This window comes from Dictyoglomus sp. NZ13-RE01 (assembly GCA_002878375.1).
Lineage (GTDB): Bacteria > Dictyoglomota > Dictyoglomia > Dictyoglomales > Dictyoglomaceae > NZ13-RE01.
The window spans coordinates 33,755-54,204 of record NIRF01000001.1 but is presented as its reverse complement, the minus strand read 5'-3'; the positions used below and the strand labels follow the sequence as shown (position 1 = coordinate 54,204).

Annotated in this window: 13 protein-coding genes; 10 read left to right on the top strand and 3 right to left on the bottom strand. The window is 31.8% G+C overall.

Annotation, left to right across the window (positions count from 1 at the left end; all coding sequences use genetic code 11):
* Window positions 1-18 precede the first annotated feature (18 nt).
* A complete protein-coding gene (locus CBR30_00255) occupies window positions 19-666 on the top strand; it encodes a 1,4-beta-xylanase (protein ID PMQ02128.1) in 648 nt (215 codons plus the stop codon).
* Between the two features lie 161 nt (window positions 667-827).
* Window positions 828-2,843 (top strand): sodium-translocating pyrophosphatase, encoded by a 2,016-nt coding sequence (locus CBR30_00250; GenBank protein PMQ02127.1) that lies wholly within the window; start codon window positions 828-830, stop codon window positions 2,841-2,843.
* 37 nt (window positions 2,844-2,880) lie between these two features.
* On the opposite strand, the gene CBR30_00245 is transcribed toward CBR30_00250, so the two are convergent.
* From CBR30_00245 to CBR30_00235, 3 genes are all read right to left on the bottom strand, one after another.
* Window positions 2,881-5,811, bottom strand: a complete 2,931-nt coding sequence (locus tag CBR30_00245; protein ID PMQ02126.1) for an isoleucine--tRNA ligase — start codon at window positions 5,809-5,811, stop codon at window positions 2,881-2,883.
* An 81-nt stretch (window positions 5,812-5,892) separates the two neighbouring features.
* Window positions 5,893-7,245, bottom strand: coding sequence for a 23S rRNA (uracil(1939)-C(5))-methyltransferase RlmD (locus CBR30_00240; protein ID PMQ02125.1), 1,353 nt, complete (start codon window positions 7,243-7,245; stop codon window positions 5,893-5,895).
* Window positions 7,245-8,663 (bottom strand): phosphomannomutase, encoded by a 1,419-nt coding sequence (locus tag CBR30_00235; protein PMQ02124.1) that lies wholly within the window; start codon window positions 8,661-8,663, stop codon window positions 7,245-7,247. Before CBR30_00235 ends, CBR30_00240 begins: the two co-directional genes overlap by 1 nt.
* A gap of 90 nt (window positions 8,664-8,753) precedes the next feature.
* Between CBR30_00235 and CBR30_00230 the strand changes: the two genes are divergently transcribed.
* The 8 genes from CBR30_00230 to CBR30_00195 are packed head-to-tail and all read left to right on the top strand — an operon-like array spanning window position 8,754 to window position 20,438.
* Complete coding sequence (locus CBR30_00230) at window positions 8,754-10,265, top strand: hypothetical protein (protein PMQ02123.1); 1,512 nt, start codon at window positions 8,754-8,756, stop codon at window positions 10,263-10,265.
* A 12-nt stretch (window positions 10,266-10,277) separates the two neighbouring features.
* A complete protein-coding gene (locus tag CBR30_00225) occupies window positions 10,278-11,057 on the top strand; it encodes a hypothetical protein (protein PMQ02122.1) in 780 nt (259 codons plus the stop codon).
* A complete protein-coding gene (locus tag CBR30_00220; GenBank protein ID PMQ02121.1) occupies window positions 11,011-12,291 on the top strand; it encodes a hypothetical protein in 1,281 nt (426 codons plus the stop codon). The genes CBR30_00225 and CBR30_00220 overlap by 47 nt, the downstream gene beginning before the upstream one ends.
* A gap of 15 nt (window positions 12,292-12,306) precedes the next feature.
* Window positions 12,307-13,290 carry an AAA family ATPase gene (locus CBR30_00215; protein ID PMQ02120.1) on the top strand — a complete coding sequence of 328 codons (984 nt, stop codon included), beginning with the start codon at window positions 12,307-12,309 and terminating at the stop codon, window positions 13,288-13,290.
* A complete protein-coding gene (locus CBR30_00210; protein PMQ02119.1) occupies window positions 13,287-14,165 on the top strand; it encodes a DUF58 domain-containing protein in 879 nt (292 codons plus the stop codon). Before CBR30_00215 ends, CBR30_00210 begins: the two co-directional genes overlap by 4 nt.
* Window positions 14,153-15,952 carry a hypothetical protein gene (locus CBR30_00205; protein PMQ02118.1) on the top strand — a complete coding sequence of 600 codons (1,800 nt, stop codon included), beginning with the start codon at window positions 14,153-14,155 and terminating at the stop codon, window positions 15,950-15,952. The genes CBR30_00210 and CBR30_00205 overlap by 13 nt, the downstream gene beginning before the upstream one ends.
* Window positions 15,949-18,621 carry a VWA domain-containing protein gene (locus tag CBR30_00200; protein PMQ02117.1) on the top strand — a complete coding sequence of 891 codons (2,673 nt, stop codon included), beginning with the start codon at window positions 15,949-15,951 and terminating at the stop codon, window positions 18,619-18,621. The genes CBR30_00205 and CBR30_00200 overlap by 4 nt, the downstream gene beginning before the upstream one ends.
* Window positions 18,516-20,438 carry a hypothetical protein gene (locus CBR30_00195; GenBank protein ID PMQ02116.1) on the top strand — a complete coding sequence of 641 codons (1,923 nt, stop codon included), beginning with the start codon at window positions 18,516-18,518 and terminating at the stop codon, window positions 20,436-20,438. Before CBR30_00200 ends, CBR30_00195 begins: the two co-directional genes overlap by 106 nt.
* Window positions 20,439-20,450 lie beyond the last annotated feature (12 nt).

Genomic DNA, 20,450 nt, shown 5'->3' with positions numbered 1-20,450 from the left:
AAAAGGGAGGTCTTTCCTATGAGGTATATTAAATTATTCCCGCTTGCTCTCCTTATTTTAACGTTTTTATTGTTCTCCATAACCCTTGGCGATACTAAAACTGCAGTAGCAAAATACGGCACCCCTAAAATTGATGCTGAAATGGACGATGTATGGAAAAATACCGAAGAGTACATAACGGATAGTTATGTTGCTGGAACAAAAGGGAAGGTAGCTTATGCAAAATTTAGAGTACTTTGGGATGAGGAAAGTATCTACGTTTGGGCAGAGGTTCATGATAACTATTTGAGTAAAGGTAATCCTAATGCATGGGAACAGGATTCTGTTGAGATATTTATTGATGAGGATAATTCAAAGAAAACCTCTTATGATGATAATGATGCCCAATATAGAGTGAGCTTTGACAATAGACAAAGCTATGGTAGTGGTGCTTCTGCAAAATATTTTGTTACTGCTACAAAGAAAACTGATTTTGGCTATATCGTAGAAGCACAAGTAAAGATGAAATCAAGAAAATTAAGTGAGGGAACTATTATTGGATTTGATATTCAAGTTAATGACGCCAATGAATGGGATAGCAGAGTAGGAATTATTGCTTGGAATGAAACAGAAAATATTAATTGGCAAAATCCATCAAGCTTTGGCAATTTAAAATTAGTTAAGTAATTTTTTAGGGGTATATTAATATCCCCCCTCATTTTTATTCCTTATTTTACCCATTTTAATTCAAATACTCTCCTAATTTTAAAATAATTTTAACTTGACAGTATGTAGCAATAATCTATTATGATTTAGAGGAAAAATTTTTTAAAGATAGGAGGTTTAAAATGCAGGAACTTTTATGGATAGTACCTATATCCGGTTTAGTAGGTCTAATCTTCGCTTATCTTATAGCCCGAGGCATCCTCAAAGAAGAAGAAGGACCCGATGAAATCAAAAGGATAATGCGCGCTATTCAACAAGGAGCAGATGCTTTCCTAAAAAGAGAAATAAGGACAGTAGCAATTTTTGTGGTAGCATTTGCAATACTTATGGCAATTGTACTACAACCACTTCTTGGTTTATCCTTCCTTATTGGTGCTACTTTCTCAATGACCTCTGGTTATATTGGTATGAAGATAGCAACACGTGCTAATGGGAGGACTACTTGGGCTGCAGCAAAATATGGGTCTGGTAAAGCTCTTGATCTTGCTTTCTCTGGTGGAGCAGTAATGGGAATGATTGAAGCAAGTTTAGGTATTTTTGGATCCAGCTTAATTTACTTACTCCTTAGTAATTTTATGCCTGATCCTCGTTTAAAACTTGAAATAATAAGTGGATATGCCTTAGGAGCAAGTTTTATTGCATTATTTGCTCGTGTTGGTGGTGGAATCTATACTAAAGCAGCAGATGTAGGAGCGGACTTGGTTGGTAAGGTTGAAGCTGGAATTCCTGAGGATGATCCAAGAAATCCTGCTGTTATCGCAGATAATGTTGGAGATAATGTTGGAGATATTGCAGGAATGGGCGCAGATTTATATGAATCGTATGTTGGTGCAATTCATGCTGCTGCAGTACTTGGATTTACATTTGCAGAAATGAAAGGACTAATTTTCCCATTCTTACTTGCCACTATAGGACTTTTTTCCTCTATAATTGGTATTTTATACGTAAAATACACAGCTTCTAAGAAAAATGCTGATGTTGCAAATGCATTAAGAAATGGAACATTTATAACAGCTATTCTTACTGCAGTTGGAGCATTCTTCTTATCTCAATCACTCTTTGGAAGCCTAAATACTTTTTGGGCAGCAGTTATAGGAGTTTTTGCAGGAATTGGTATTGGGCTTGTAAGTGAATATTATACTTCTAAGAAGCCAATTGAAAAAATTGCCTATGCAAGTACTACAGGAGCAGCAACAAATATTATTTCTGGACTTTCTGTTGGAATGGAAAGTACTTTCTTATCTATAATCATATTAGCAATAGGTACAGTTCTTAGTTATTTAACTACTATGCAACCAGGAAAACCAGAAAGTGGTATTTGGGGAGTTGGTATAGCAGGTGTTGGTATGTTAGCAACTCTCGGAATTAGCTTATCTGTAGACGCATATGGACCAGTTGCTGATAATGCAAGCGGTATTGCAGAAATGGCACATCAAGGTGAAAAAGTAAGAGAAATTACAAGCTCTCTTGATGCTTATGGAAATACAACTGCTGCAATGGGTAAGGGATTTGCTATAGGTTCCGCTATACTTACTGCTCTTGCATTATTCTCAGCCTTTAAGACATGGGCAGGCATACCAAGTATAGATGTATCTAAAGCAGAAGTCATAGCTGGCGGTTTAATTGGAGCAATGTTACCTTTCCTTTTCTCTGCATTAGCATTAAGTGCTGTAGGAGAAGCTGCTTCTCATATGGTAGAAGAAGTTAGAAGACAATTTAGAGAAATAAAAGGGCTTCTTGAAGGAAAGGCTGAGGCAGATTATGCAACTTGTGTAGATATTGCTACAAAAGGCGCTCTAAAGGCTATGATACTTCCAAGCTTAATTATGATTCTATCACCATTTATAATAGCATTCCTCCTTGGAAAAGAGGCTCTTGGTGGCATGCTTGTAGGAGCAACCTTATCTGGTGGTATGCTTGCAATCTTCATGGCAAATGCTGGCGGTGCATGGGATAATGCGAAAAAATTAATTGAACATGGTAAATATGGTGGAAAAGGTTCCGATGCTCATAAAGCAGCTGTTGTAGGAGATACTGTAGGAGATCCTTTCAAAGATACTGCTGGTCCCTCTATAAACATACTGATTAAGTTGATGGCTGTAATATCCTTAGTATTCCTTCCAATCTTTTTCCACTAATAAAAAAAAGAGGGGAGAAAAAATCTCCCCTCTTTTTTTACACCTTTTTTAATCCAACATTTAATTCTTCTTTATTAATATTAATCTTCTTTTTGAAAATTCCTTCTTCTTCTCCTTCAATCATTTCTACTGCTAATATTTCTTCTGCCAACTCCTTCTCAAACTTCTTTATTAAGTCCTTTAATTTCTCCGATCCTTCATAATAAAGGACAATCCTATCTGCATAATCTAATTTTGCCTCTTTTCTTAGCATTTGGATTTTATGCTCCAACTCTCTTAACAATCCTTTTTCCAAAAGTTCAGGAGTTAGATTAGTATCCAATGCCAATTCAAAGTCATCCTCTTCTGCAAAAACTATTCCTTCCTTTTTTTCTTCAGGAATTTCTCCCAACCATATATTCTCTATATTTAATTCTTTTGTGATATAATTTACAAACTCTGATAATTCTTTGACATCTTTTACAGATGAATTAATCCAAAGATTAGCAAGAGGTTGTCTTATTTTAATATTTGCTTGATTTCTAAGCATCCTACCAAGCTCTACAATTCTTCTAACTAATTCCATATTTTCTTCTAACTTTTCATCAATTAAGCTTTCTTTTGCTTCTGGATAATAGCATAAATGGACGCTTTCAGGCACATCATCTTCTAAACTCTTAACTATTTCTTGATAAATCTTTTCTGATGTAAATGGAATAAAAGGAGCTAATAATTTTGCCAATTCCTTTATAACAGTATAAAGTGAAGTATAAGCACTCCATTTATCTAAATCCTTTTCTGATTTCCAGAACCTATTTCTATTCAATCTTACATACCAATTACTTAAGTCCTCAATTACAAACTTTTGAATTTCTCTTCCCGCGGATGTTGCATTAAATTTTTCCAACTCCGTATTAACTTTATTAATAACACTATTTAATCTGGAGATTATCCATCGATCTGAAAGATCTGTTAACTTCTCTAATGGAACTATATGTTCCTTAGGATTAAACCCATCAATTTCACCATAGATTGAGAAGAAAGATACAGTATTCCACAGTGTTAATAAAAACTTTTTAAGAGTTTCTCCAACAGCTTCAATTGAAAATCTCAATGGTATCCAAGGTGGACTTACGGTAATTAGATACCACCTTAACGCATCTGCTCCATATTTATTAATTATAGTCCATGGATCTACTACATTCCCTTTATGTTTACTCATTTTTTCGCCTTTTTCATCCAACACGAGCTCTGTAACTAAAACATTCTTATAGGCAGGTTCATTAGAAACCAATGTTGATATGGCAAGCAAGCTATAAAACCATCCCCTTGTTTGGTCTATACCTTCACATATGAAATCTGCTGGAAATGCTTTCTTAAACTCCTCTTGATTTTCGAAGGGATAATGCCATTGAGCATATGGCATAGATCCTGAATCAAACCAACAGTCAATAACCTCGGGTACTCTATGCATGGTTCCACCACATTTTGGACACTTTAAAGTAATTTTATCAATATAGGGCTTATGAGGATCAAAATTCTCATCTATTTCTATTCCTAACTCTTTAAAGCTCCCCACACAATATTCGTACCCACAATCATCACAAATCCATATTGGAAGAGGAGTCCCCCAATACCTCTCTCTGCTCAAAGACCAATCAACATTATTCGCTAACCAATTTCCAAATCTTCCACTCTTTATATAATCTGGATACCAATTTATTTTTTCATTATTCTTTAAAAGGTCTTCTTTTTTCTCTGTTGTTTTTATATACCAAGATGCCCTTGCATAATAAAGTAATGGGGTATCACACCTCCAACAGAAAGGATATGTATGCTTATATACCTCTGCTTTAAATAACAGATTTCTCTCTTTTAAATCCTCAATTATTTGAGGATCTGCATTTTTTACAAAGACTCCAGCCCATTTAGTTACTTGTGGTATAAATTTACCTGTAGAATCTACAGCTTGAATAAGAGGCAAGTCATAAAGCTTACCAACTTGAAAGTCTTCTTGACCAAATGCAGGAGCAATATGAACTATACCTGTTCCCTCTTCTAAACTAACAAAATCACCCAAAACCACATAATGAGCAGGTTTATCTATAGGAATAAATTCAAATAGAGGTTTATATCTCTTTCTTTCTAAATCCCTTCCACTATACTCTTCAACAATTTCATAATTTTCATCCCCTAATACTTCACTTACTCTCTTCTGAGCGAATATATAGTATTCATCATTATATTTAACCTTAACGTACACTTCATCTGGATTAACAGCTAAGGCGGTATTCGATATTAATGTCCATGGGGTGGTAGTCCATGCTAAGAAATAGGTTTTCTCTTCATCTAATAGAGGAAATTTAACATAGACAGAAGGATCTTCTACTTCTTCATAACCAAGAGCCACCTCGTGATCTGATAAAGCGGTCTCACATCGAGGGCACCATGGAACAATTTTATACCCTCTATAAAGGAGCCCCTTCTCCCATATTTGTTTTAGTAACCACCAAACAGACTCTATATAATCATTACTCAATGTTATGTAAGGATGGTCCATATCAATCCAAAAGCCAATTCTTTCTGTAAATACTCTCCATTCCTTTTCGTATTTAAAAACACTTTCTTTGCATAATTTGTTAAACTTCTCTACTCCAAATTTTTCTATTTCTTGCTTACTATTAATACCTAATTCCTTTTCTACCTCAAGCTCTACAGGAAGCCCATGAGTATCCCATCCAGCTCTTCTGGGAACATAGTACCCCTTCATAGTTTTGTATCTTGGAAATAGGTCCTTATATATCCTTGCCAAAACATGCCCTGCGTGTGGTCTTCCATTAGCTGTTGGTGGACCCTCATAGAAATTAAATTGTGGTCCTCCTTTTCTTTCTTCTAAGGACTTCTTAAATATGTCGTTATCCTTCCAATAATGTAGAATTTCTTCCTCCATCTGAGGAAAGTTTATTAATGACGGCAACTTTTTCAGCAAATTATCCCTCCTCTCAAATTCTAAAATTTAATGTGATTAGTATATTATACCTACAAAAAGTGTCAAGATTAATAAAATTTTTTAATGAAAAATAAATTTAGCCACACTTTCTACATGGAAAGTCTGAGGAAACATATCTACTGGCTGTACCGAAACTAATTTATATCCAGCATCTGTCAAAATCTTTGCATCCCTTGCTAAGGTTGAAGGATGACATGAGACATAAACAATTTCTTTTATTTTATTCTCAATTATGGTATTCAATAATTTTTCATCACAACCTTTTCTTGGAGGGTCTACCACAATAACATCTGGAATTATACCTTTCTCAATTAATTCTGGAATTACTTCCTCTGATTTACCGCAAATAAATTCAACATTTTTTACTTTATTTCTTTCTGCATTTTTCCTTGCATTTTCAACAGCCTCAGGAATAACCTCAATCCCATATACCTTTTCTGCTTTTTGAGATAAAAAAAGGGATATTGTACCGACTCCACAATAAGCATCAAATATTACTCTTTTTCTCTCCTCTATAAAATCTAAAACTTTGTTGTATAAAATGCCTGTTTGTATAGAGTTTACCTGAAAAAAAGATTCTGGCGATATATGAAAAATAAAGGGTCCAATTTTGTCTTTTATATAAGGGTCACCCCATATTAAAATACTTTCTTCACCCATTATAACATTTGTTTTTTCAGGATTTATATTAAAATACAAAGAGGTCATACCTTTTAATCTACTTCTGAGAAATTTAACAAGATCTAATATTCTGATCTTATTAGGAAACTCTCTAAAAACAAGAATAATCATCATTTCAGGAAAAGTAAATGATTTTCTCACAACCACATGCCTTAATAAACCGTTGTGTATAATCTCATTGTAAACACTTATATTAAACTTTTTAACAAGTTCCCTTACAGTATGAATAACCTTATCGGTTTCTTCATGCTGTATAAGGCATTTATCAATATCCACTATCTCGTGAGTTCCAGGTTTGTACAGTCCCACCAATACCCTTCCATTCTTTTTACCTACTGGAAGTTGAGCTTTATTTCTATATCTATATGGATTTTCCATTCCTATTACATCAAGAATTGAAGCATTAAGCTTCCCTATTCTTCTTATAGCATCTTCTACCATGATTTTTTTTAGCTCTAATTGATAGCTATAATTTGCATGCATTAAATGACATCCACCACAGGAATAATAAAATCTACAGGCAGGGTTGGTCCTATTCTTATTTTCCTCAATAAATTCAATTATTTTCCCTACCGCATAATCTTTTTTTGCTATCGTTATCCTAACTCTTACAAGCTCATTTAATAGTCCATAATTTACAAATACTACAAAGCCATTTATTCTACCTATCCCCTGCCCTTGATTATTTATATGTTCTATTCTTATTAAATACTCTTCACCTACTTTTACCATTAACCTTCGATAATCTCCTTAAACACCTTACTATAAAGGTTTAACTTATCCTCACTTTCAGCCTCAAACCTCATTACTATAACTGGCTCAGTATTACTTGCTCTTGCTAAAGCCCAGCCGTCAGAAAACTCAATTCTTATCCCATCTATATCGATTACTTTTTTGATATCCTTATAAATTTCTGGATACTTTTCTTTTAATTTAGGTAAAATCTCTTTAACTATTTGAAATTTTCTCTCTTCAGAACAATGAACACGAATCTCAGGAGAAGCATACATCTTTGGAAGCTCAGAAATGAGGTTGGAAAATCTAAATTCAGGATTTTTCAATTTCTCTTCCGCATATATTTCTATTAATCTCATTGTCGAATATAAGGCATCGTCAAAGCCAAAATATCTATCATTGAAAAATATATGTCCACTCATTTCTCCCGCAAGCAATGCATTCTCTTCTCTTAACTTTTTCTTTATAAGAGAATGCCCAACAGGAGATAAAATAGGAATACCACCTAACTTCTCAATACCATCAAATAAAGTTTTTGAACATTTCACCTCTCCAATTATCTTCCCACGAGGATTAGACTTTAATATACTTTTACCAAATATATAAGTTAACTTATCTCCATAAACGACATCCCCATTCTCATCTACAACACCAATTCTATCTGCATCTCCATCATATGCTACTCCAAAATCCGCTTTTTCTTCCAAGACTTTGCTCTTTAAAATGTTTAAAGTCTCAATAAGGGTAGGATCAGGATGATGATTTGGAAATCTTCCATCAGGTTCTGAAAATAAATTTATGGCATTTACACCCAACGCCTTTAGAACATTTGGCATTACCAATCCACCGCAACCATTCCCATAGTCTAATACAATCTTCAAAGTACCAGCAGGAAGCTTTGTAATTGGACCTTTACTAAATTCCTCAATTAAATACTGTCTATAATCAGTAAGAATATCATAAGTCTCATAGGTACCTTCTTTTTTGGCTTTTTCTTCTGGATTCAAATTTACTGCTATGTTATACAGCTCCTGGATCATATCACCGTATATAGTTTCTTTTCCAACACAAATTTTCATCCCATTGAAATTTGGTGGATTATGACTACCTGTAATCATAATACCACCATCTACAGGAAGTCTAAATAAAGAAAAATAAAGTACTGGAGTAGGAATCAATCCCAAATCCACAACATTAATTCCCATTGTTCTTAATCCCTTAATCAAAGCTTTTTCTAACTCCTCTGAACTTAGTCTTGCATCTCTTCCTACAGTAACTTTTATCTCTTCCTTATTAATCTTACTTCTAATGTATTTAGCATAAGCTTTTCCAATGATCTCTACAACTTCAGGAGTGAAATTTTTATCAACTATTCCTCTTATGTCATACATTCTAAAAATTGTTCTATCTAACATACTTTATTGCCTCCTTTCACGCAATAATTTAAAATTTATATAGAATAGCCTTTGAAAAAATATATTTCAAGATTTAAAATGGATGATAACATGAAGAAAATTATTATTATCTTTTCATTTATTATTATACTATACAATCAGGCTTTTGCTAACATTGAAGTAAAAACCTCATTAGGCATTTCAGGTGAATGGAAAGTAAATAAATGGGCTCCATTATTTATCAACATTAAAAACTTAGGTAGCAAAGTCTCACTAAAAGTAGATATACTATTCACTCAAGGCTTAAGATTTTCAGGAAATTCAAAAACTTTATATACTTATGATTTTGAAATTCCAGCGCTTTCTACAAGAAGTTTAGAAGTATTACTACCACCATTAGATTTTAGATATCCTCTGGAAATTAATATCACTTCACAAGAAAGAAACATAGATTATAAACAAAAATTAGAGTACAATTTAGAAAGGGCGGTATTACCAATTATTCTTATAATAGGGGAAAGACAAAATCTTAGATTTTTTCTACCTTCAAAAACCAGGGTAATTAATATTGTAAATGAAAAAGACCTACCAACAAACTATAAAGCTTACGATGGAATCGATCTTATCCTTGTTGATTATAATTTTTGGAGACAAATTAGCACAAATAGAAAAAATGCTCTAAGATTATGTAGAATATTTAACAATAATGTATATTTCTTTGAAGAGGTTAATAATATTTTTCAGAATTTTAAGTTTTCTCCAGCAAAAATTCAGTTCTTTCCTCCTACCTTTTTAGAATCTCAAGACCTTTCAATCTTAGATATGCAGAAATTTCTATATCCAAACAGAGTTGAGATCTTGTTTATTCTATTTTTTTACTTCATAACCCTTTACTTTATAAGACGATTTTTGAAGTTAAGATTTCAAAACATAATTATATTAGTTATCATAATATTAGCCTGTTTTATAGCAATGTATAAAGGAGATTTATTCAGAAAAGATGCTTTAATTGTTGGAGAAAAAAACTTAGTATATCTTACTCCTCAAAAAGAAATTGCAGAAATATACTCACATATAGTTGTTTTTTCTCCCTTTAAAAGGGAGTTGAATTTTAATGTTAGTGATAATGTTATTCAAATATATCAACCTTTTTATCAACCCCAAAGAGGTATTGGAATATTAAATATAGACCAAAATAAAGAAGAAGGTAGATTATACATTGAAAAAAATAAGATCAGTTTTATAGAATATCTATCGCTTTTACTTTTTCCACTTAAGATCACATATAATATAAAAAATGAAAACATAGAATTATCCTTAGAAAATGATTCTTCTTTTCTTATTAGAAATCTCCATCTAAATATAGAGGATAAATCCTATTATCTCGGAGAGCTAAAAAATGGCGAAAGAAAGAACTGGAAGGTATCATTAAGAAATCTAACAAAAGAAGAGGATATTTTTTCTCCCACTTTTTCCCAATGGAAAGTAAAAAGTGATATAATTAATAATGAAAAGATAGTTTTATGGGGTAAAATAGAGAATTCTCTGTTAGCAATAAATATAAGGGGAGTAAAATATAGCATAAAATATGACAATCTATTAATAGTTCCCTTAAAAAATTAGGAAAGTGATTTAATGACCTTATGGTGGACAAAAGAATTAAATTTAAGACTTAAAAGTCATAGATATTTAAGATTAGAGTTAACAATTTCTTTGTTATTAACGCTAATAGTGGTAATCTTTTGGCCAGATACCAATTTCAATCTAAAAACTTTCTCTATTCCTAATTTATCTCTTTTCATGTTTACTTTTCAAAGTATTGTTTTATTCTACTTGTCTTCATTAATTGCTTCTGGGAATCTTCCTACTGAAAGAGAATATAAAATTATTGATTTAGCAAAATATGCCCCTATAAGTATATGGGACTTGGTAGTAGGCAGATTTTTAAATGTTTTCTTCTACATCCTTTTTCTACTTTTACTACTTCTACCATTAAATATACTTGTAAACTTTTCTTCTATGCCCTTTGAATTAAGACTTACATATTTTTATCCCCTTGTACTTCTTGACTCTACCATTTTTATTAGTCTTGGAATACTATGGTCCACCATAAATAACTCAACCTTAAACTGGAGTGCCCATTGGATATCTTTTCTAATATTTCTATTCCTACCCTTCATGTTCCCTACTCTAAGCCCTTATCTTCCCCTAAATAATATTCTTTGGTCCTGCATGGCTCAAAGATTAATAACATTAGATGTAAGGTTTACAACATCCCATTTAGCGACTATTATTATAGTTTATCCTTTAATCTCCTTTATTCTCCTTATTGTTTCTGGGAGAAGATTAAAATATTGGAGGAAAAATAATGAGAATATTTCAAGAGATTCAAGAGTTACAAAAGAGAGTTCATAGCTTCTATCTTTTAGAAGGATTTCTTATTTCCCTTCTTATTCAAAGCTTAATCTTGCTCTTTTTAAACTATTTTTCCATGTTAAATAAATATATAGCATCCTACTCAATACTACTTATACCTATCACTCTCTTTCTTTATCTTCACCTTTACAAAAAACCTGATTTTGAAAGAATTATTTATAATTCTGATAAATATTTCTCATTGGAGGAGAGATTAATAACTCTTTGGGAATACAAAGATTTTAATGATCCTTATGGATTTAAAGAAAAATTGGTGAAGGAAACGGAAGATAAAATATCAAATAAATCTCTTAAAGAATCCTATCCCTTCAAGTTATCTAAATTCTCTAAGCTTTTGATTGTCATAACTATTTTAATGCTGATATTAAATTCGATAAAATTACTTAACCCTCCTAAAAAAGATACTAATTTGGCTTTTGAAGACAAAAAGGTTACAGAAGAAAAAAAGCCTAACTTACTATTAGACAGAAAGGAAAAGCCCTCTTTAAAAATATCTAAAAATATAAAGGGAGAAAAGATAACTGAGGAGAAGAGAGAAGAAGAAATATCTAAACTGGAAAATAATAAAAATAAAGAACTTAAAAACATAGAGAAATTACTTTCTGAATGGGATTTTGAAGAAAAGAAGTTAATGGAGGAGCTATCTAAGAATAAAAAAGAAGAAGGGAAAAATAGTGGTAAAAATGAAGGACAAAATTCAAGAGGAGATAATCAATCTCTCTCTCAATCCTTAGTACCAAACTTACAAGGTGGATCAAATCTAAGAAATTACTCCTCTACAGAACAAGGAGAGCAAAAGAAGGGAAATAGTAAAGGTGAAGGTATTCAGGAGGGAGAAAATAGTATTTCAGAGTTTCCTAAGGAATATAAAAAAGGAGAGCGTTTGGAATTTAATGCAAGCCCAAATACATCCCAAAAAGATATGAAAAATTCTGGTTCCCTTCCGGGTACTGCAGAAAGAGAACAAAAATTAGGAAACAATCCATCTCCAAGATTAAATGTTAATCCAGAGCAAGTTCAGGTTCCTTCTTATGGAATGGACGATTCAAAGAAAAAAGTATATCTTTTTTCTGCCCCATCTCTAAAAGAAAATAAAGAAAGGATAGAAAGTTCTTTATCTTTTGAGGCTTCTTATAGATATGAATCTGCGGTTGGGACAAGAATTATTCCTCAAGATTATCAGGAAATTATCAAATCTTATTTTTCTCAATAAAAGGAGGGAAAAGTTTTGAATATAACATTAGAGGATTTTACAGAAATAACTCATAGGATTCAAGAGGAAATAAATAAAGTGATTGTAGGATATCAAGATGTTATAACCTACATAATAATAGCCTTATTATGTAATGGACATGTTTTATTAGAAGGTGTACCAGGTCTTGGTAAAACTCTAATGGTAAAAACCTTGAGCGAAGTATTAGATTTAAAATTTTCAAGAATTCAATTTACACCTGATCTTATGCCTGCGGATATAACAGGTACAAATATAATAGTATCGGATGAAAAAGATAGAAAACAATTCAAATTCCAAGAAGGTCCAATCTTCACAAATATACTACTTGCAGATGAAATAAATCGTGCAACTCCCAAAACCCAATCTGCCCTTTTGGAAGCCATGCAGGAGGGAAATGTAACTAGCTTTGGCAAAATATATCCCTTACCAAAACCATTCTTTGTGCTCGCAACTCAAAATCCAATTGAAATGGAAGGTACATACCCTCTACCAGAAGCTCAGATGGATAGATTCCTCTTTAAATTGGAATTGAGTTATCCAAAAAAAGAAGAACTAATTGAAATCATAGATAGAACTACTAATATTGAAATGCCAAAAGTTAACAAGGTTGCAAATGATACCATTATAGAAGAATTGAAAAAAATGGTTAGATTAGTCCCTATCTCTAACATTGTCAAGGATTATGCAATAAGGATAGTTCTTGCCACACAACCTGAAAGTGACTTTGCTCCTGAGATTGTTAAAAGATATGTCAAGTATGGAGCAAGCCCAAGAGGAGCACAGGCTATTATTCTTGGAGCAAAAGCCTTTGCCCTATGGGAGGGAAGAAGTAACGTGAGCTTTAAAGATGTAAGAAGGGTAGTAATTCCAGCACTAAAACATAGGATTATTTTAAATTTTGAGGGAGAGGCGGAAGGAATAACCGTAGATAAAATTATCAATGAAATTATTAATACCCTTCCTGAGGTAGGAAAATGAGTGAGGAATTAGATTTATCCATATTAAAAAAACTTGAGAATCTAAAATTAATTGCTAAAAAGATAAGAATCTCAGGAAACATGGGAGAGAGAAAAAGTCCTAAAGTAGGGAGAGGTACTGAATTTGCTGATTACAGAGATTACAATTTAGGAGACGAATTGAGATACATAGATTGGAACATTTATGCCAGAACAGAAAAATTTCTAATAAAATTGTTCGAAGAAGAGGAGGATTTGGATATTCACATACTTTTAGACACATCATCATCTATGGAGATTGGAAGTCCATCTAAACTTTTCTATGGGAAAAATTTGGCACTTGCTTTTGCTTATTTGGGATTAAATTCCTGGGAAAGAATCAAGTTTTGTTCCTTCAATGAAGATTTGCAACACTTTCTCTCCTTAGAGCGCCGAAAAGAAAACATATTTCAACTATTTAGAGTCCTTAAAGATATAAAACCAAAAGGAAAAACAAATATTAATAAAGCTTTAAAAACTTATTTGGATTGGCAAAAAAGAAGAGGCATATTAATTATTATATCTGACTTCTTATCCCCTAATGGATTTAAAGAGGGCTTATCTTTAGCAAAATTTAGAAAGTTTTCTGTTTATATAATACAACCATTAGCAGAAGAGGAAATTTCGCCATTTTATAAAGGGGACTTATTATTAACTGATATAGAAACAGGAGAAAAATGGGAAGTTTTCATTGATGATAACATAAGAAAAAAGTATGAGGAAGAGTTTCATAGATTTTTAGATGACATAGAAAGGTTTACACAAAGTTATAATATCGAATATTTAAGAACAGTCACTTATATTCCTATTGAGGACTTACTACTTAGATATTTAAGAGTGAGTGGATGGTTAACATGATAAGATTCATAAATCCTCAATTTCTATGGCTTTTATCATTATTATCAATAATTATAATCCTTCAGTTGATAAAGCCAAAGAGAATTTTAGTTAAAATATCTACTCTTTTCCTATGGGAGAGATTATTTAGGAAAAGTCAAACTTCAAGATGGCTAAGAAAACTTCCTAAAAATATCCTATTAATACTTCAATTATTGATCTTATCTCTTATAGTTTTTACCTTGGCTCAACCCCAATGGGTTATGAAAGGAAATATTGCTCTCCCATTAGTACTCATTATAGACTCTTCAGCAAGTACAAATGCAATAGATGTTAAACCAAGTCGTTTTGATGTCATAAAAAAAGAAGCCTTAAACATAGTAGCAAAAAACTCTATTTTTAGATCAATGGCAATCATATATGCAGGGTATAAGCCAGAATTAAAAGTATCCTTTACTACTAATCGTAGTACTATCGAAAAAATTATAAAGGAATTGAAAAGCACTTATTCTAATGATACTATCCAAGAATCTATAGAACTTGCGGAATCATTACTTCCAAATACTCCAAAAGAGATCCATATTTTGACAGATGGGAATAATCCTTTTACTCTTCCATCTAATTCGATTAACGATTATCATATACATATAATCGGGAAGGGAGAAGATAATGTAGGAATCACTAATGCAAAAATATTTCCCAAGAATGTAAACTTGGCTGAATTTTATTTAGAAATATCAAACTTTTCAAATAAATTTCAGAAAGTTCCTATTGTTATTAAATTAAATAATGCAATAATGGAGAGATTACACATTGAATTAGCTCCAAAAAGCAATAAAAAGATTATTAGAGAAATACCAAATAAAGAAACAAAAATCGAAATAAATTTAGATATAAATGACGACTTAAAAGAAGACAATTCTGCCCATCTTTATCTACCACAGCCTTATCATAAAATACTTTTAATAACCCTTGGAAATCCTTATTTAGAAAAGGCTTTAAAAGCAATTCCAGGAGCAGATTTAAAAATAAAGAGAGATGTTACACAAGAAGACTTTATTGACTTTGATTTCATAGTTTTTGATCAATTAATACCTGAGTATGTGTCACCTGGTAAATATATTTTTATAGGTTATCCTCCATTCAATTTTAATTTTGAACAGATTGGAAAAATTAGTAATACAAGAATTGTTAGCTGGGAAGAAATTCCAATTATGAGCCTAATACAACCATTAAACGTTAATATTTACTCAGCAATTTTGATAAAATCCAAAGATTTAACACCATTCTTATATTCTGAAAAGGGACCAATAGGTTTTATCTATGATAAAAAAGATATTTTCGCTATAGTACTTACATTTTCACTGCTTGACACTAATTGGATCTATTATGACTCATTTCCTATTTTTATCTACAACATCATAAATTATAAAAATTCCTATAATCCATATAAGTCTCCAGGAGAGCCCATCGAGATCTTAGATAATAGCGGCTGGATATATGTGGGTACACCTGAAAGAAGATATGAATTAGAAAATAAAAGCGGTTTTGTGGAATTTACTGAAACTACAAAACCTGGATTTTATTACATCAAAAAGAGAGCAAAAAATGAAATATATGTTGTAAACTTATTCTCTAAAGAAGAAAGCGATATAAAACCTAAGATGAATATTGAAATAAATAAGCAGAATAAAAATAAAGAGAAAGGAACTATATATATTGATCTTTCTTTATATGCCCTTATTCTGTCAATTATTTTGCTTTTATTAGAAGCCATAATATTCTTAGGAGGATTCAACATTACATGATAGGTTTTAGTAGAGCAATATTTCTCATACTATCCTTAATAATAATTTATTTGATTAGAAAATTTCCAACAAGGAAAGCTATTCTTCGAAGTATACAAATATTTTTGCTTGTCTTAGCACTCTCTGGTCTTCAATTTTTCTCCTCTCTTTCCCAAATAAATGTAGTATTCTTATTAGATCAATCTCTAAGTGTTTCTCCTGAAGAAAAGGAGAATGTTTTAAATTTTATAAATAATTCTCTAAGATATAAGGGTGAAAATGATAAAGTAGGTTTAATAACCTTCGCAGGAGATGTAAATATAGAAGAGGATCTAAAGGAAAAACCAAATCTAAATAAAATTTCAGGAGTCGAGACGCCATACTTCACAAATATTGAAAATGCCCTTTTATCCGCCATATCTTTAAAAGGAAAACAAGAGCCTTTAAGAATTATTATAGCCAGCGATCTACAGGAAAATGTAGGGAACGTAGAAAAATTGTTAAATAAAATGAAAAATGAAAAAATACAGGTAGATGTTTATCCACTAAAGACAAAACAGTACAAAGAGTTAATTCTCATGAAACTTCAAACCCCTAAAATAATAGACACTGGACAGGTCTTTCCAGTGGAAGTATATGTTAAAAGCTTTGGGATAAAGGAGGGAACTTTAGAAATAGAATGGGAAAATAAAAAATATACATACCAACTTAAAGATTTAAGGGAGGATAACTTTTTCTCTTTCAATCTAAAGTCTACAAGTTCTGGATTAAAAGATGTAAGTGTTAGAATAAAGTCAGCTGAAGATACCTACTTAGAAAATAATACTGCTATAAGCTTTGTATATGTTCAAGGGAAACCTAAAATTTTATACTTAATTGGGGAAGATTTTCAACCATTGTTCAGTAATGCTTTGAGATTGCAAGGGTGGGACCTTATCTACGACAAATATCCATATATCACCTTAGAAAATGACCTTTCCAATTACCAACTTATAATATTAGATAATATTCCTGCAAATAAATTAACATGGAATAAAATGAACAACATTAGAAGATTTGTTGTTGAAAAGGGCGGAACGCTTCTTATCTTGGGAGGAGATAAAAGCTTATCTGCTGGAGATTATCAACAAACGCCTCTGGAAGAGATTCTACCTGTAACACTAAAACCAGAGCAACTTTTAAAGAGATCAAACGTATCATTAGTTTTAATAATTGATGCATCAGGAAGTATGGGAGCACTTAGTGGAGGAGAACCTAAGATAGAGCTTGCCAAGGAGTCTGCACAATTAGTTGTAGACTTTCTTAATGATGAAGATTATTTTGGTTTAATTGCTTTTGATCACTCCTATCAATGGATAGTCCCATTACAGAGACTAACAAACAAAGAAAAGGTAGCAGAACTTATATCAAGGATTGAGGCTGGTGGAGGTACTGCTATGTATCCTCCTTTAAAATCTGCTGGTGAAGAACTAATTAAAATTCCCAATCAAAATAAACATATTATTGCTATAACAGATGGTCAAACTGAGGGAGGAGATTTTTATGGTATATCTCGTTGGCTTGCAAAAAATAAGATAACCATTTCAACAATCGGAATAGGCGAGGATGTAAATACAAATCTACTTAAAAACATAGCAGAGTGGGGAAACGGAAGATACTATTATGCTTGGGACTTAAGAAGCCTTCCCCAACTACTTCTCTCTGAAACAAAAGCTCTTCTTCGCTCAAATATAATTGAAAAGAATTTTACCCCAAAAGTTAACCGTCCTGAATTTCTAAATATCCAAAATTTACCTCCCCTTTCAGGATATGTATTGACCTCTGCCAAGTATCCTTATCCTGTTTTAATAAGCGATCCTACAGGAGACCCGATTCTTGCTTTTGGACAGTTTGGTTTAGGGCAAGTATATGTATTTACTTCAGCCCTGAAATCATATTGGGGTAAGGATTGGCTAAAATGGAAAGATTTAGGAAGGTTTTGGAGTGAGCTTTTAAGAAGATCTATTCCCCATTACATTTCCAATATTCATGTAGATGTAGTCCAAGAAGAAGAAAATGGGGTAATAAACTTGAGAACTGCAGATGCACAAGGAAACTATATAAACTATGCTGAGATAAAATTTATTATAACTGATCCAAAAGGAAAAGAAATTCAAGGAGTAATGGAACAAAAGGGACCAGGGTTTTATCAAGGCAAATTTCCCATTAACAGTCTTGGGAAATATCAAATTACATTATGGGAGAATAACAACAACATTGCTAAGATTCTTTGGTATACCACGAACACAAATGAATTTATTCCTAAAACCTTCAATGAAGATTTAGCTTATTTATTGACCTCAACTACAAATGGAAAAATTATAAAAGAGCCAAAAGATGTTTTTAGAAGCTGGAATTTTAAATCCGAAGAACCAAAACCCTTAGATATTCCCTTAATCTTATGCTCCATGGTATTATTTCTATTGGAATTATTCTTTAGAAAATGGAGAAGTATAAGGGAAATGGTTATGGAAAAAATAAATACTTTTAAAAGGCAACAAGGCGAAGAATGGTATGATAGTGTCCAAGAGAAAATTCTTAATGAATGGAGAAACAAGCCATATCCTTCTATGTTAGAAACTGCATCCTTAGAAATGAGAGCAAGATTATATATAGCCCATTTGAAAGCACAGGAGAAAAAGAAAAAATGAATAAAAAACTCTCTTTTTTGATTATTTTATGTATACTTCTATCAACTTCTTTTTCACAAATATTTTATGCTCCTAATGCTTACTATCAGAAGTCCGAAGAAAATTTCCATATTACTGTAATTCAGTTTCCAAACCCAAATATAGAAATTTTCACTGCATTGGGACAAGATCAAATCTTAGGAAAAGAAAAACTTAGTTCCATTGCAAAAAGATACAATGCGGATTTAGCAATTAATGCGAACTTTTTTAGTTTGGATTCAGGAGAACCTATAGGACTTGTAGTTAGTAATGGAGAGCTAATTCATTTACCAATCAAGAGAGGAGTCTTTGCCATAACTTATGATGGACGTGCAGTTATAGATATATTTGAAACTACCATCAAAGTTAAAGTAAACAATAATATTTTTAAGATTGACAATCTAAATTCACCAAGAGGAGGAAATCAGGCAGTATTATATACAAAAAAGTTTGCAAAACAGACTCTTATACAAAACAATGCCTTTGCAGGAGTAAATATAATTATAGAGTTAGACAATATCCTCCCCTTTCATGGAAATATAAAAGGTAAAGTTGTAAATATAGAATATGGTGTACTAAGCTCTAATATTCCAGATAATGGATGTGTTATATCTCTTGGAGGTACTGCCTTAAAATACCTACCCCTCTTCGAAATCGGAAAAGATATAGAAATTATTGTAGAATCTAAACCTACAATTCCAATTAAAGAAGCGATTTGTGGGGGTCCTATTTTGATAAAAAATAGGGAAATTGTTTTAGGAAAGACAAATGAAATTCCCTTCGATCAAAATATAATTAATGGTAGACATCCAAGGACAATTATTGCAACAAAGGAGGATAAGATAATAATTTTATTTATCGAGGGAAGAACGACTACATCGCCAGGAATGACTCTAAAGGAGGCTATAGAATTATTAAAAACTTTAGATGTTGAGAATGCACTAAATTTAGATGGTGGAAGTTCAAGTAACATGGTACTATGGAAAGAACCTTTAATAAACTCAGATCGAGAAATTTCTACTGCACTTTTAATAAAAAATATTACAGAAACAACAGAACCAAAATATTTATTTATACTTCCTGATGAGGATCTCTACATACAAAAAGATGAGAAGAAAAAGATTAAATTAATCCTTCAAGATAGTAATTTCCATAAATTGGATATTTCTTCTTTTACTTGGAGTATCTCAAATCCCATAATTGATTTTAACCCCCAAACCATGGAAATAACAGGGCTTGATTATGGGAGTTCAGAATTGACAATAAATATTGGTAATCTTTCCGCTAAGAAAAATATAACAGTATATACTAATACTTTCTCAGAAGATTTTGAATTAGATAAAAATTGGAGAATTACAGGTAAAAACATAGACGAAATGTTTACTACTTACTCTATAACAACTCAAAATGGATATGAAGGGAAAAATTTTCTCTCTTTAAAATATAGAACTCTTCCTGGAGATTCCTTTTTATACTTTGAAATTAACACTGTTATCGTAGAAAAAATGACAAAATTATCTCTAAAAGTATATGGGGATGGAAAAAGAGGATGGTTGAGAGCTTTATTTTATGATAGCAATGGAAAGCCATATGTACTTGATATTACATCTTTTAAAGGGATCGATTGGACCAATGAATGGAGAACTATTGAGAAAGACTTAGGAGAGATTAAACCTCTAATCTCTTCATGGAATCTTCCACCCAAATATCCTCTAAAATTACAATCTATATATTTAGTTTTTCTAAATAACAGTGGAATAGAAGGTAATATTTTTCTTGATGATTTAAAAATTTATTGACTTTTAAGAATT

Excerpts from the sequence above, each read along its gene's own strand:
- CBR30_00255 (PMQ02128.1), top strand. The coding sequence starts at position 19 with ATGAGGTATATTAAATTATTCCCGCTTGCTCTCCTTATTTTAACGTTT.
- CBR30_00250 (PMQ02127.1), top strand. The coding sequence starts at position 828 with ATGCAGGAACTTTTATGGATAGTACCTATATCCGGTTTAGTAGGTCTA.
- CBR30_00240 (PMQ02125.1), bottom strand. The coding sequence starts at position 7,245 with ATGGTAAAAGTAGGTGAAGAGTATTTAATAAGAATAGAACATATAAAT.
- CBR30_00235 (PMQ02124.1), bottom strand. The coding sequence starts at position 8,663 with ATGTTAGATAGAACAATTTTTAGAATGTATGACATAAGAGGAATAGTT.
- CBR30_00230 (PMQ02123.1), top strand. The coding sequence starts at position 8,754 with ATGAAGAAAATTATTATTATCTTTTCATTTATTATTATACTATACAAT.
- CBR30_00225 (PMQ02122.1), top strand. The coding sequence starts at position 10,278 with ATGACCTTATGGTGGACAAAAGAATTAAATTTAAGACTTAAAAGTCAT.
- CBR30_00220 (PMQ02121.1), top strand. The coding sequence starts at position 11,011 with ATGAGAATATTTCAAGAGATTCAAGAGTTACAAAAGAGAGTTCATAGC.
- CBR30_00210 (PMQ02119.1), top strand. The coding sequence starts at position 13,287 with ATGAGTGAGGAATTAGATTTATCCATATTAAAAAAACTTGAGAATCTA.
- CBR30_00205 (PMQ02118.1), top strand. The coding sequence starts at position 14,153 with ATGGTTAACATGATAAGATTCATAAATCCTCAATTTCTATGGCTTTTA.
- CBR30_00200 (PMQ02117.1), top strand. The coding sequence starts at position 15,949 with ATGATAGGTTTTAGTAGAGCAATATTTCTCATACTATCCTTAATAATA.
- CBR30_00195 (PMQ02116.1), top strand. The coding sequence starts at position 18,516 with ATGGAGAAACAAGCCATATCCTTCTATGTTAGAAACTGCATCCTTAGA.